Genomic DNA, 12,827 nt, shown 5'->3' with positions numbered 1-12,827 from the left:
CTCGCCCGACGCGGGCCGCTGGCCGCGCGTGCCGCCCGCGACCGGAGGGCGCCCGAGCGCCGCGCCGATCCACGAAGACCGCGATTGTTGGTATTTCGTCGCGCCCGTGCGCACCGGCGCCGACGAGGTGTCGCCGATGGCGGCCCGAAACGAGACGCAATTGCTCGGCTACGTCGCGGTCGCCTGGCGCAAGGCACCGCTGGCGCAATTGCGCGGGTGGCTGTTCGCGCTGAACGGCGCGATCGCGCTGGTGCTGGCGGCCGGCATCTTCGCGGCGCTCCAAGTCTTTTTGCGCCGCTTGACCGATCCGCTCGATCGGCTCGCCGGCGTGATGCGGCGAATGCAGGCTGGCGAAACCGGCGCCCGCGCCGCCGTCACGGGTCCGGCAGAAACGTGCGAGATCGGCCGGGTGTTCAACGACCTGCTGGACCGATTGGAACAGCACCGCGCCGCGCTGGAACAACACCGCGCTGCGTTGGAATCCGAAGTGGTGATGCGAACCCAGGACCTCAGTGCGGCGCGGGACCTGGCCCTGACCGCCGACCGCTACAAATCGGCGTTTTTGGCCACCATGTCCCACGAGATGCGCACACCGCTCCAATCCATCATCGGCTACACCCAAGAGAGCGAAAAGCAACTGAAGTTTTTGGAAGGCGACGCCGACCCGGCGATTCTCGGGATGTTGGCGGAGTATTTCGGGATCGTGCTCACCGCGTCCGACGAACTCTTGCTGCGCATCAATCAGGTGCTCGAACTGGCGGCGCTCGAAGCGGGCAAACGGGAGGTCGCGCGGGAATGGGTCGATCTGCCCCGCTTGGTCAACGAGGTGGTCGCGGCGCTGAAGCTGCACGCCGCCCGCAATCGCAATCGCGTGGACGTGATTTGCGAGGGCCTGCGACGCATCGAGCTCGACGACGATAAAATCCGCCAAATCCTCCGCAACTTGCTGGACAACGCCTGCAAGTTCACCCACGACGGCGCGGTGCGGCTCCGGGTGCGCGCCGGAAACGGCGTTCTGTCGATCGAGGTGGCGGATTCGGGTATCGGTATTCCCCAGGACCAATTGAAACTCATTTTCGAGCCGTTCCGCCAAGTGGACATGAGCGATACGCGCCGTTACGGCGGCACCGGGTTGGGGCTGGCGATCACTAAAAATGTCTGCCAGCTCCTGGGGGGCGCCATCGCCGTGGACAGCACGCCGGGGGTGGGGTCCCGCTTTCGGGTAGAGATTCCCTTGCCGATTCGTTGAGCCGGCCTCGACGGGGCGGGACGCGCCGATCCGCCGGCCTCAACGCCGCTGCGCGTTCAATCGGAGGCCATATTTGGGCCGCAAGATCAAGGCCGGTTCGGGGACCACCCGCGCGTCGGGCGCCAGCGTCAGGTGAAAGTTTTTGAGCACCCGCGCCACGATGACCACCATCTCCAGCAGGGCGAGGTGCATCCCCAAGCAAAGGCGGGGGCCGCCGCCGAACGGGAAGTAGGCGTGGCGGGGTCGGGTGTCCGACCGGTCGGGCGCGAACCGACTCGGGTCGAACCGGTCGGGTACGTCCCAATAAGCCGGGTGTCGGTGCATCACGTAAGGACTCAGGATGACCAGCGAGTCCTTGGGCATCACGAAGCCTCCAAGGGGTTCATCGGCCATCGGCGTGCGCGATACCATGAAAATCGGCGGCATCAAACGCATGGATTCGTCGATGGCTTGACGGGTATAGACCAATTGGTCGTATTGTTCGGCCGTGCCGGGGGCATCGCTCAAAACCCGGTCGCTCTCGGCGCGAACTTGTTCCGCGTGGTCCGGGTGCGACGCCAAAAAATAAAACGTCCAGGCCAATGCCTGGGCCGTGGTTTCATGACCGGCGAGAAACAGGTTGACCAGTTCGTCTCGCAGCTCGGCGGCTTGCATTCCGTCGCCGATTTCCCGGTCGCGCGCCGCCTGGAACACCATCAGCAGCGCATCGCCGTCCCCCGAATCCCGGTGCCGCGCGGATTGATCGAGCAGGCTCGCCACCGTGTCTTTCACGCGACAAACCGCGCCGTGAAACCGCCGGTTGGCGGGTGAGGGCAGGCGGTTGAGCAGACCGCCGAAGAGCGGTTGTCGGATGATCTGACGCATCAGATGCGTGTTGATGTCCTTTACGGCGTCGGCGATCACCGACGTCGCGGCGTAATTGACGCCGCGCCCGAACAGGATGCGGACGATGATGGCTTGGACCAGATTCAGCATTTCGCCGGCCATTTCGACCGGTCGCCCGTCGGTCGTCGCGGGTTCCCAAGCGTCCATTGAGGCGTCGGTTTGCGCCTCAATGATGTCGAGCCACGCGCCCACGCGGTTTTTCCGCAAGGCCGGCTGCATCAATCGGCGTTGCCGCCGCCAGGCGTCGCCGTTGCGGGTGACCAGGCCATCGCCCAGCGCCGCGCTCAAAAGCCGGTAAAACTTTCCCTTGTAGTACCGTTCGGTGTCCGCTTGATAAACCTGGCCGATGGCGTCGGGCCGGCTGATCAGGTGGCACGTTTCGCGGCCTCCCCGAAAGCGGGCGATGTCGCCGTAGCGGGCCGCCGTGGTCGTGAAAAAACCGAGCGTGTCCCGGATCACGGCGGGCAACACGCCGACGCCCGGCCAACCGGCCGGGCCGGGAGCGATGTGGGTTTCCATCAGATTTCTCCTTAAAAACGATAGCGGATTTGCGCCATCACGTTGCGGCCCGGCAAGGGTACGCCATCCGGCAATGCCCGCGAGAACAGGGAGGGTTCGTTCGCTTCGACGTCGAACAGGTTGTTCACGAGCAGGGTGAAATCCATGTGATCGGCCACATCGGTACGACGCAGGGCCAGATCGGCGAGGGCGTGGTCGAAGGGATCGAAAATCCATTTCACCCGTGCGTTGAGCTGCCAGTGGGGTTGAAAGCGCCAGTTGACCTCGCCGTAGACTTGCCGCGCGGGCGCGAGGGTTTCCCGGGCGCCCGTCTCCTGGTCCCGGCTTTGCTGGTAGGCGTAGTTGAATTTGAGGCGAAGGCCGGGCGTGGGATCGTACCACGCCTCGAATTCGAAACCGCGACCGCGCGTGCCCTCGACGTTGCGATTGGTGGAGGGACTGGCGAAAGCGAGCGGATCGGTCGGTTCGATCGCGATCAGGTCGTCCGTTTCGTACCCGAACACGTTGAGGCTGGTCGTCAGAGGGTAGGGCGTCCAGCTTTTCAACGCCACGAACTCCAACATGTCGATCGTCTCGGGCCGAATGTCGCGATTGCCCACTAGGATGAAGGGGCTGTTGCCGTAGAGATCGAAGAACGCCGGCGCCCGGAAGGCGCGTCCGTACAGCGCTTTGAAAATCAAATCCGGCGCGGTGTTCCAGACCAGGGCCAACCGCGGGTTGACCGTCGTGCCGAAGTCCGAATAGCGATCGACGCGCACGCCGGCCGTCAAATGCCAGTCCGGCGCCAGATGCCATTCGTCTTGCGCGAAACCGTATATATTGGTTCGATCCGCGTCGGGCAACGCCTTGTCGATACCCAGCTCGCGGGTATCCGCGAACCGGCCCGCCGGAATGATCGGGCCGGCGGGCGTCGCGAGGTAGTTCACCTTTTCCTCGGTGGCGTTCGCGGTGTAATTGACGCCCGCGCCGAAGCGTAGCCGGTGGCCGGAGAACCCATCGTGGCGGATCGTGCCGCCGAACCGGAATTGATCGACGGCATAGGTGAAGGCATTGCGAACGCCATCCGGGAACAGGCCGCGTAGCGTGCCGGGGGGCAGGATGGTGACGTTCCCCTCGGTGACCGTGCGGAGATAGCTGGCTTGGATGTCGCCCTCCCACGGTTTCGGCAGGGACGGATAGTAGGTGAAATCCGCGTTGAACAAATTCACGTCCACCGCGCCGCTCGGGTCGAGGGCCAGCCCGAGACCCGCGCCGGTGCCCACGTCGTGAAACCCCTGATAGCCCGCCCGGAAGCGCCAGTGGTTCGGCCGCGCGAGGTCGATCCGGGCATTGAAATCGTCTCGTCCGGTATGGAGCGGTCCCGGCGCCAGGGATGCCGACGTTCCCAGCAAGGCGTCGATTCGGGATTGTTGATCGGCCCGAACCGTGCCTGAATAGCCATCGGTTGTCGTGGCCTCCAGCGCCAGCGCGACCTCTAAATCCTGGCTTTGCTCATCCTCTTGGTTTCGTTTGCCGTACAGCGCCCAAACGCCCGCCGTATCGAACGACCCGCCGAGGAGACCCACTTCGGCGCCGCGAATGTCTTGGACGGTTTTGGTGGTGATGTTGATGACGCCGGCAAACGCATCCGCGCCGTACAGGGCGGAACCCGGTCCGCGCATGATCTCGATCCGGGCGATGTTGTGGACTGGCATGCGCCACGCCTGGGGCCGACCGCCGTTGGCGGCATCATTGACCGGAATCCCGTTGATCAAGACCAGCACTTGGACGTTAAACGGGTGAAAAAATCCTCGAATCACGAAAATGTCGCTGACCGCGCGCTCCGTGCCGACATGCAAGCCCGGCACGGTTTCCAACACCTCGGCCAGCGTGGTGGCCCCGAGGCGTTCGATGTCCTCGGACGTGATCACGGTGGCGACCGCCGGGGCGGTCGCTAGGGGCTGAGTCGTGCCGGTCGCGAGGCTGATCATGTCCTCATCTTCCCCATAAAACTGGGAAACGTCTTCTTTCGCGAAGACCGGGGTTGCAACCAAGAACGAAACGATCGTAGCGTGTCGGGCAACATTAACGCGCATTGAGATGACCTACCTGTTATCGAACGCCAACAAAAACGAATAAATTGAAATATTCCTGATGTGGCACCCGCTAAAATTTCAAAATAACTGGCGTGCTTAAATTTGAACCGCACAATTTCTGAGCGATCACTCGAATTCGGTCAACAATCGGGCCCACCCATCGTCGCCGATCGGTTCGCCCGATCGTGTGGCGATCACTCGCTTGAGATGCTGGGACGCCATGCCGGCTTGACCCGATTCCAATAGAAAATCGGCGGCTTGCACGCGCTGGTTGATGGCCCGATCACGCTCTTGCTGGCGGTACTGTAACGCCCGCTGGCTCAAATAAGCGCCGTAGTGCAAAACCTGCTCGCAAAAGGCCGGTAATTGGTGGAGATCGATGGGTTTCGATAAAAAGGCCGCCGCACCGGCCAACATCGCGTTCTGGTGGGTTTTCCGCTCCGAACGGGCGGTAAGGATGGCGACGAGCTGGTGGGGTTTTTCGGCGATGATTCGTCGGAGAACTTCCGATCCGTTCGTGTCCGGCAACATCAAGTCGAGCAGGACGAGATCGTGCTGCTGGGTTCGCCACGCCTCCAGTCCCTCCTGGCCCGTCAATGCGATTTCAACTTCAAAATTGATCTTCAAATTCAATTCGATGAGTCGGGCCGTGCCCGGGTGATCTTCAATGATTAAGACCGTGGGCTTTTGGGGTCCGTTGAGGCAGGCGGCCACGGCGTTCGGCAGTTGTGCGAAGTCGTCCAGCGCCAGCAAACGGGCCTGATGTTCGTGCGCCAGGGGTTCGGCCAAGGGCATTTGCTGGGCGTCGCAGACGACCAGCACGGGCAGTTGGGGCGAACAGAACGCACTGCTTTTGACCATCCGTAGGAGCTGCCAGCAGTTCAGGTCCGGCAATTCCAGGGGAACGATCAACAGATGATAGCGGTCGCGCAGCAATCGGTTGAGGGTGTTCCGTCCGGTGTCGGCGACGGCGATTTGATGATAACCGACTTCTTTCAGCGTCTTCCTGAGCGCGACCCGCAGCGGGTCTTCGTGGTGCGCCACCAGAATGGAATGGCGTTGGTCGTGTGGCTTCAAGGTCATTGGTCGCCTCTCCCGCGCACTAAACGGATCAACCGAATGGAATCATGGCGGAAACCTGATCTTTTGAACGAGTGGGTCGGTCGGTTGGATCGCCGCTTTTCTCCCGCCCAGGGGTCGGCGACTGCGCGGCTCCACCCTGGATGGATGTTCTGTACCCTCTTCACGTCATCGTGCGTCTCCCGCTAAGGCGGGACGCCGCCCGAGCGTTTCACTGCGCCCTCGCCCACATTATAGCCGGCCCCCGCCCGTGCTACGTTTTCGTCATCGCGATCCAGCGGCCTGCGCCCCGAGCGGGCGCCGCCGGCGAGGCGGTAGGCCGGGTCCCCAGGAGCGGTCGCGCTGAACCGTTCGGCGGTCTCTGGCCTCAACGGGATCCCGCCCGCGCCCTTCGGGCTGCGCGCGTTTTTTCGGCCCGCGGATTCGGCCAGGGAGGACCGTCTTCACCCGCAGCGCCCCGCGTTCAGGGCCAGCGTCGGCTCGTAAAGATGTCGTCGATGCCCCGGGCTTGGCCTTCCCGATCGATGAGTTCGCAATAGCGCACGAGCACGCGATCGGGATCGTCGCGTTCGGCCAGCAGCGTCAGCAGATGATGGACCAGCGCCATGATTTTCCGGGCGGGGACCGTGCGGCCGGTGCTCCAGGTGGTGGCCGTTTGACTGTTGCGGCCTAACATCAGGGCCACCAAGCCGGCGGTCGCCGGCATGGGCCACGGCGTTTCGGGGTGGTCGCGCCGGACCCGCTTGACCGTCTGCACCAGTTCCATCACCTCCGGTTCGGGATCGACCAATTCCGGATACTCGTCGAGCAAGCGCACATGCAGGCACAAGCCCGGATCGGCCAGCGGTTCGGCGGGGTTCACGGTGATCAGGTAATGCTCCTTCATGCTGATGCCCAGCAGCGCGTGGTAATCGGCTAACTCAAGTCCCACTTTCTGCTGGAGCTTCAAATACTGGTCGCCGGTGACCGGACCGGCGTCAGTCACTCGCACGTTCGGATCTTTTCTGCCTTTGCGTTTTTTCACGGGGGTCGATGCAGTGGGGGAAAATTTCTTGTTCATTTAAACATATTTTTGCATACCTTTTATAGAGCCTTATCGGATTTTCTGGGGTGAAAGCCCCGACCTCGGGCGGCCGCTGATGCGAGGGTCGCCGTTGCGTCGCCTGGACGAAGGGGCCGGCGGGCGATCGAGCATACTTCGGCAGACCGCCCCGGTGTGCCGACTTCCCGTAGGGAAAAGCGGCTGTTCCCGCGCCGCTTTTCGGGTCGAGTCACCGCCGCGACCTCCTCGATTCCCCGATCGGTGCGGGGATCGAGCCGCGGCCCGGCGTTTGGACGCGGCCACCTCCCGTTCCGCGCCCGAATCAACGACCCCGCAGCAAGCTGCGGGGAATGGACCCGTAGAGATTCAACGGACGGTTCCCACCGGGCGTTTTGCGCAACCACTGCGCCCGGCGGCGGTGGCGGCGCGTCTCCCCTGGGTTCCTCACCCCGTACCCGGTCCACCGCACGGGGACTGGCGAACAGCGCGCGCGCGCCGCGCCCCTCTCCCGGCTAGGCGGTGAAGTCACTCTTCAGCAGGTCATGGACTGACCTCGGGATACCGGAGGGGACGTCCGGCTTGACCCGCCCCGTTCTGCAGGACAGGAGGATTGAAAAATTTTTCGAAAGACTTGCAATACTATTTTTAGTTTGATTAAATAATATTCAATAATAAATAAAGTATGACTGAATTTCTCGAAATCCTATGCCAGCGCCGGAGAATTTTTCGATGACCCCAGCGTCCTTGCTCGGACTCGCCACGATGCTGGCGCTGCCCGCCAGCCACGCGGCGGAACCGCTCTACCACGGCTATACCATCATCACTGAGCCACCGGTCACTCTCGACCTCCACCAGACCGTCTACCAGCGGATCCAGGGCCGCACCCTTCTGGAGGGCCTGCGGGAAATCCTGCACGACACCGGCTACCAGTTGGCGGACGCGGCGGCGGCCGATCCCGAGATCGGGCGGCTGTACGCGCAGCCGTACCCCCAGAACCAGCGCGACATCGGGCCGTGCGAGCTGGCGACTGTGCTGGAGCGCTTGGCGGGTCCGGCCTGGCAGTTAGTGGAGGACCCTCTTAACCGGCGAGTGAGTTTTGAACAGCGGTGGGCGTATCGGCCCGCAGTCCTCTGGGGAGGGAGATCACCATGAGAACCGTTAGCGCGCTCCTGATCACGGTGCTCGCCGGGTGTCAAACCCCCCCGGCGGCGGTGGAACCCGCGCTCTACCCGCAGCGCGACCTCACGGTCGCTTGGTCAGAACGCCACTACTGGCGTCTGCCGGAAGGATACCTGGCGCCGATCCCGACGCCGGTGGTGACGGTTTCCTCGGATTCGATTGAAAAATTCAGGGTGGACGCCCGGTGAACGAAAGGCGCGCATCCTCTCGCCCGACCTGGTGGTCGTTGACGCTGTGCATGGGATTAACCGCCCTGGGTTCGAGCCGTGCGCCGGCGCAAGCCGCCGCCATTACCGCGACCCCCGTTGAACATACCCGCTTTGAGGAAGTGAGCGACGAAGCCTTCGCCAGGCACTGGAGCCTGACCGCAGAAGACGTGACGAAGTATCGGGAGTACATGAACGTCGAGGGGCGTTATTTCTATGCCCACCTCGATCCGGTGATGGTGCTCGGCATCATCGAAACCGATCCGGTCAAGCGGGGCCGATATGCTGAGCAATACCTGAAAGCCGAGCGCCGGCGCGTCAGCGATCAAACCGGCTTCGCTTCATTGGTCGCGGCGACGCAACTGAAATGGTTTGGCCTGGAAGCCTTGTTTGATTTTTCCAAGCTGCCGCAAGCAGCCAACAGTCCGGGCTATTGGCGCGCGCGCGCCGACCGGCTAGGTCTGGCGACGCCCCCCGCATTCTCACCGCTCCCGGAGAACCCAGCCCAGAGAGACCCGGCGACTACGGTTCCGCCGGTGACTCCCCAAGCCGGGGATACCGTCGATTTATTAATCGACGCGGATTGCCAGGAAGCCTGTTACCAGAAGTTAAACCAGGTCTTGAAAACGCCGGGAGTGCGCGTCCAGTTGTACGGACGCGGATTTAAGGACACCCAGGGATTGCTGGCTTGGATGGAAAAATGGCCGGTCCCGGCGGAAACGCGCGCCGACGCAGTGGCCCGCGTCGCGCCCCGTCGTTTTGACCCGGTGATCTTCGGCGGATTGGGCAACGGGAAAAGTCCCGTGGCGCTGCTGCGTCGCCAGGGCGCGGTGCGGGCGAAACTGTGACCGATGAGGGGCCGGGTTCTGATGTTTTTACTCACCGCGTTTCTCGCTGCGTGCTCGGATAAACCTGAACCCTCGGGCCGATCCGCGCTGGGGCCGGTCCATGAAGGAGCCTTGGCGGACTTACAACATCCCTGGTCTCCACCGGAAATTGCGGAGGCCAGAAACCTGACGACGCTTGAACCCGACGTCACGCCCGCGCTGGTCAAAATGCCTAAGGGGGCTTACGTGACCCTTCTGAAACCCCTCATTGACGCCCTTGCGTTGAGCGAGGGCATTGATCCGGCGCTGGTTCATGCCGTGATCAGCGTCGAGTCCGCTTACAACCCCTACGCGGGATCGCCTAAAAACGCGGTCGGACTCATGCAACTGATTCCAGCCACCGCGCAACGCTTCGGACTGCTCGCCGGCGACCGTACCGATCCGGTCAAAAATGTGCGCGCCGGCATCCGTTATCTCAAATGGCTGCGCAACTACTTAGGCCACTGGACGCTGGCCATCGCCGCTTATAACGCCGGTGAAGGCGCGGTCCTCAAGTATGGTCGCCAGATTCCGCCTTACCGGGAAACCCAAGCCTATGTGCGCCGGGTTTTCGGCTTTTACTCCCTTTATCGACAACAGCAAAACCGCGCGCTGCAACTCCACCCCTGGCTGACGCTCGCCGATGAGCAGCGGCAGGCGCAGCGGTCTGGCGCGCTCACCGCGCAGGATCCGCGGGAACGCTCCCGCGAACCGACCACGGTAGGGCAATAGCCATGCGCCTACCCGCTCTCTTTTCCTCCGGGTTCCGTCCCTCCGCCGGGAGGGTCGGTTTTTTGATGCTGAGCCTCGGCCTGGGCGCATCGGCTTTGGCGGAAACACCTTTTTTATACCAACAGATTGCCGCCAAATATCAACTTTCAGCCGATGCGCTCTACGGCCTGGCGTTGCAATGCTCGGGTCGGCCATCGCGCTACGCTCAAGCGCCCCTGCCGTGGCCTTGGACCGTGCGGCTGTGCGTGGGGGATCGCTGCGAGACCGTCTATCCCGAAAACCGCGAGGCCATGGCGGCGGTGTTGGAGACGGGACGGGCGGCGGGCGTGACGCTCTATGTGGGTCCCGTGGGCTGGCGTTGGGACGCGGATTCCGTGGTGCCGCTGTGGGCGGTGACCTCCCCGCGCGTCACGCTCAATGAAGCGGCCCGGCAGTGGGCGCAAGCCATCACCGGCTCGTCCAGAACGCCTCCCTTACCCGAATCGGCGGTGGCCCGTGACCGGATGGCCCAATGGTCGCCTCTGATCGAGCGAGTCGCTCGCGAAGAGGGCCTGAATCCGGCTCTGATTCACGCCATGGTGCAGACCGAATCCTCCCACCAGCCGGACGCTGTCTCACCCAAGGGCGCGGTGGGCCTGATGCAACTGATGCCGGAGACCGCCGAGCGGTTCGGCTTACCCCGTGACGCGCGTCATCAACCGGAACCCAATTTACGGGCCGGTATGCGTTACCTGAAATGGCTCTTGAATTATTTCGACCAGGATCTGGCGCTGGCGCTGGCCGCCTACAACGCGGGCGAAGGCGCGGTGGATCGTTACGGTCGCCGGATTCCGCCCTATCCCGAAACCGAAAACTACGTGCGCCAAATTACCCATCGCCTGGCGCGTCTCTCATTGAGTCCGGGAGTGCCAAGGTCATGACGCGATGTTTTCTTTCTCCACGCGGGCGGGCGCTGTTATGGGCGGGCTTGACCAGCCTGAGCCTGTCTGCCGTCCAGGCGCAGGAGGCTCCGCAACAGGCCGCGATTGACGCGCTGATCAAGGACCTGGATTACCTGATCAGCTATGCCGAGGAATTACAGAATCGCTACCGGAAGGATCGAGCGCCGGTGCGGTTCAACTACAGCGCCTTGTTGGAGCAATTGCGCACGACCCGGGCGCGCACGGCGGACTATCTCAACGAGAGCCATACCGTGGTCCATACCGCGCCGCCGCCCAGCGTGAAGACCCCGCTCACGAGGCGCCGTTAATCATGGCCTCTTTTGCCGATGTGCTGTCCGCGTTTCATAGCGCCACGCAATTGGATGCGCCCAATGTGGCGGGTGGATTGCTGGTGGTGTGCGCCGGCGTAGGAGGAGTGCTGATTCTGGCCTGGATTCTCCAGGTTGGGCACGAAGCGGCGCAGGGGAAGTGGTATCACGCGCCGCAAACCTTGCTGCGGGTCATCGCAGCGTTTCTTGTTCTTCTGCTGGTACTGGGAGTGTTTTATGACTAGCCGGTCTTTGTTATTGCCGCCCGCGCCCGATCTTTGGAACCGCATCGCCAGGCGGGATACCGGTTCGCTCTGGATGCTGGCGCTGGCGCTGGCGCTGGGCGCGCTGCTGTTACCGGATTGGGCCTGCGCCCAAGCCGCCGGCGGGCCGTCGTTTGCGCTGGACAAGATCTTGCCCTCCAGCATGACGACCAAGCCGTTTTTGGAACAGGTGATCACGGTTCTGGCGATGGTGATCCTCTGCGCGACGTTCATCACCCTGGGTTTTGGTGTCGTGGGCGGCATTGGCGATGTGTTCAGCACCATGAGCGAAGCCCGGCGGATGGGCGAGTGGTCGTTGTTCATGAAAACGTTGGGGATGGTGATGGCCGTGGTCATCGTGGGCGTGGTCTTGGCGGTGCTGGTGTACACCTGGCTGACCCAGATCGACATCAATCCGACCATCACCATTGGCGGCGGCTGAGGGAAGAAACTCACCGTGAAGCCAGACCTGACCCTGAGCCAACTGGAGCGAGGCGAACCCCTGGTGCATTTCGGCTGCACCTGGAGCGAGATCAAGACCTGCGTCTGGCGCGGCGCGGCCATCGCCTTGCCGTTAACCGTAGCCGCAATGGCGCTGACGTCCATCCCGGTGATCGGCATCCTGCCTGGACTGGGGTTATGGGTGGGTTTGGCGTATGGGTTCACCCGCTTGATTCATGCACAACGGGCGGGAAAGCCGCTTTTCTACGAAAAGCATCGGAAGAAAGTCCGGGGATTCCGCTCCCCGTTTATCCAACCCGGCGTGATCTATCAAGCTCAACGTTGGGCCGGCGCGGACCTCAAACCGTCTCGCTCAGCCTTGAAGCGTGAGTAGGGAGATCTCTCGTGTCGCTGGCGAAAACCCACCGCGCCCAGAACGAGCAGGAGCTGCGCTACCGCAACCGCATCATTGGAATGCTCTTTGTGCTGCTGGCGCTGTTGGGAATGGCCTTTTGGCGTCAGCCCAGCGTTCTGCGCATTTATGTGCCGCCGGATTTATCGCGCCCGCAGTTTATCGCGCCTGGCGAAATTCCGCCGTCGTATGTGTACGCCTTCAGCAAGATTCTCATGGAAAAGCTGAATTACTGTCCAGAGGATTGCGGGCGCAGTTACGCCGGCAACCTCAAAGACATGCGCAATTACCTGACGGCCAGTTGCTATCAGGATCTCGCCATGCACCGGGAGCGCAACTCCAGCCTGTATGAATTTCGCTCCCGCAAATTGCTGCCGGTGGGCACGGAAATTTTCGATCCGCTCAAAGTGACCCGACTGGATCGCAATGCTTGGGAGGTTCATGTCGAGTATCTGCTGGAAGAACACGTCAAGGGCGTGGAAACTCGGCGGCGGCTCTACCACTACCCGCTGCGCATTGTGCATTACGCGGTGCCGGTTGATCTCAACGCCTACCAGTTGGCTTTTGACTGCTATCTCCCACCGGGGCCGCGTCCGGTGAGCGATGACAACGACAAGAAAGGTTAGATC

General features: G+C 62.6%; 15 protein-coding genes. 11 read left to right on the top strand and 4 right to left on the bottom strand.

Translation table 11 applies throughout. The features are described from left to right. The coding region (locus BN873_RS18650) for a sensor histidine kinase (protein WP_139031796.1) at positions 1-1,249 on the top strand (1,249 nt) is incomplete at its 5' end. Positions 1,250-1,288: 39 nt separating this feature from the next. On the opposite strand, the gene BN873_RS18645 is transcribed toward BN873_RS18650, so the two are convergent. The 4 genes from BN873_RS18645 to BN873_RS18630 form a co-directional block, all read right to left on the bottom strand. Continuing rightward, positions 1,289-2,653: a cytochrome P450 gene (locus BN873_RS18645; RefSeq protein WP_048677247.1), complete on the bottom strand. Its 1,365-nt coding sequence runs from the start codon at positions 2,651-2,653 to the stop codon at positions 1,289-1,291. A gap of 11 nt (positions 2,654-2,664) precedes the next feature. Beyond that, complete coding sequence (locus BN873_RS18640; RefSeq protein WP_082161415.1) at positions 2,665-4,728, bottom strand: TonB-dependent receptor plug domain-containing protein; 2,064 nt, start codon at positions 4,726-4,728, stop codon at positions 2,665-2,667. 126 nt (positions 4,729-4,854) lie between these two features. Beyond that, positions 4,855-5,811 carry a response regulator transcription factor gene (locus BN873_RS18635; protein ID WP_048677243.1) on the bottom strand — a complete coding sequence of 319 codons (957 nt, stop codon included), beginning with the start codon at positions 5,809-5,811 and terminating at the stop codon, positions 4,855-4,857. 460 nt (positions 5,812-6,271) lie between these two features. Beyond that, positions 6,272-6,868 (bottom strand): hypothetical protein, encoded by a 597-nt coding sequence (locus BN873_RS18630; protein ID WP_048677241.1) that lies wholly within the window; start codon positions 6,866-6,868, stop codon positions 6,272-6,274. 711 nt (positions 6,869-7,579) lie between these two features. Between BN873_RS18630 and BN873_RS18625 the strand changes: the two genes are divergently transcribed. The 10 genes from BN873_RS18625 to BN873_RS18580 all read left to right on the top strand — a co-directional run bounded on the left by BN873_RS18625 (position 7,580) and on the right by BN873_RS18580 (position 12,824). Beyond that, positions 7,580-8,002, top strand: coding sequence for a hypothetical protein (locus tag BN873_RS18625; RefSeq protein WP_048677238.1), 423 nt, complete (start codon positions 7,580-7,582; stop codon positions 8,000-8,002). Beyond that, on the top strand, positions 7,999-8,217 hold the full coding sequence (locus BN873_RS18620) for a hypothetical protein (RefSeq protein WP_048677236.1): 219 nt from the start codon (positions 7,999-8,001) through the stop codon (positions 8,215-8,217). Before BN873_RS18625 ends, BN873_RS18620 begins: the two co-directional genes overlap by 4 nt. Then, the gene (locus BN873_RS18615; RefSeq protein WP_139031795.1) at positions 8,214-9,083 is read left to right on the top strand and encodes a hypothetical protein; all 870 of its coding nucleotides are present in this window, start codon (positions 8,214-8,216) and stop codon (positions 9,081-9,083) included. Before BN873_RS18620 ends, BN873_RS18615 begins: the two co-directional genes overlap by 4 nt. Before the next feature lie 21 nt (positions 9,084-9,104). Further along, complete coding sequence (locus BN873_RS19000; protein WP_053085463.1) at positions 9,105-9,833, top strand: lytic transglycosylase domain-containing protein; 729 nt, start codon at positions 9,105-9,107, stop codon at positions 9,831-9,833. 65 nt (positions 9,834-9,898) lie between these two features. Next, positions 9,899-10,753 (top strand): lytic transglycosylase domain-containing protein, encoded by an 855-nt coding sequence (locus BN873_RS18995; protein WP_053085462.1) that lies wholly within the window; start codon positions 9,899-9,901, stop codon positions 10,751-10,753. Then, on the top strand, positions 10,750-11,082 hold the full coding sequence (locus BN873_RS20645; RefSeq protein WP_048677230.1) for an RAQPRD family integrative conjugative element protein: 333 nt from the start codon (positions 10,750-10,752) through the stop codon (positions 11,080-11,082). Before BN873_RS18995 ends, BN873_RS20645 begins: the two co-directional genes overlap by 4 nt. Before the next feature lie 2 nt (positions 11,083-11,084). Then, positions 11,085-11,327, top strand: a complete 243-nt coding sequence (locus tag BN873_RS18595) for a hypothetical protein (protein ID WP_048677227.1) — start codon at positions 11,085-11,087, stop codon at positions 11,325-11,327. After that, positions 11,320-11,787, top strand: a complete 468-nt coding sequence (locus BN873_RS18590; protein WP_048677224.1) for a hypothetical protein — start codon at positions 11,320-11,322, stop codon at positions 11,785-11,787. Before BN873_RS18595 ends, BN873_RS18590 begins: the two co-directional genes overlap by 8 nt. 15 nt (positions 11,788-11,802) lie before the next feature. Beyond that, a complete protein-coding gene (locus tag BN873_RS18585) occupies positions 11,803-12,180 on the top strand; it encodes a DUF3487 family protein (RefSeq protein ID WP_048677221.1) in 378 nt (125 codons plus the stop codon). 11 nt (positions 12,181-12,191) lie between these two features. After that, entirely contained in the window at positions 12,192-12,824 is a 633-nt protein-coding gene (locus BN873_RS18580) for a DUF2895 family protein (protein WP_048677218.1), read from the top strand. Positions 12,825-12,827: the final 3 nt, after the last annotated feature.

The sequence above is a fragment of the Candidatus Competibacter denitrificans Run_A_D11 genome, assembly GCF_001051235.1.
GTDB lineage: Bacteria > Pseudomonadota > Gammaproteobacteria > Competibacterales > Competibacteraceae > Competibacter_A > Competibacter_A denitrificans.
This window is presented reverse-complemented; position numbering and strand designations above follow the sequence as displayed.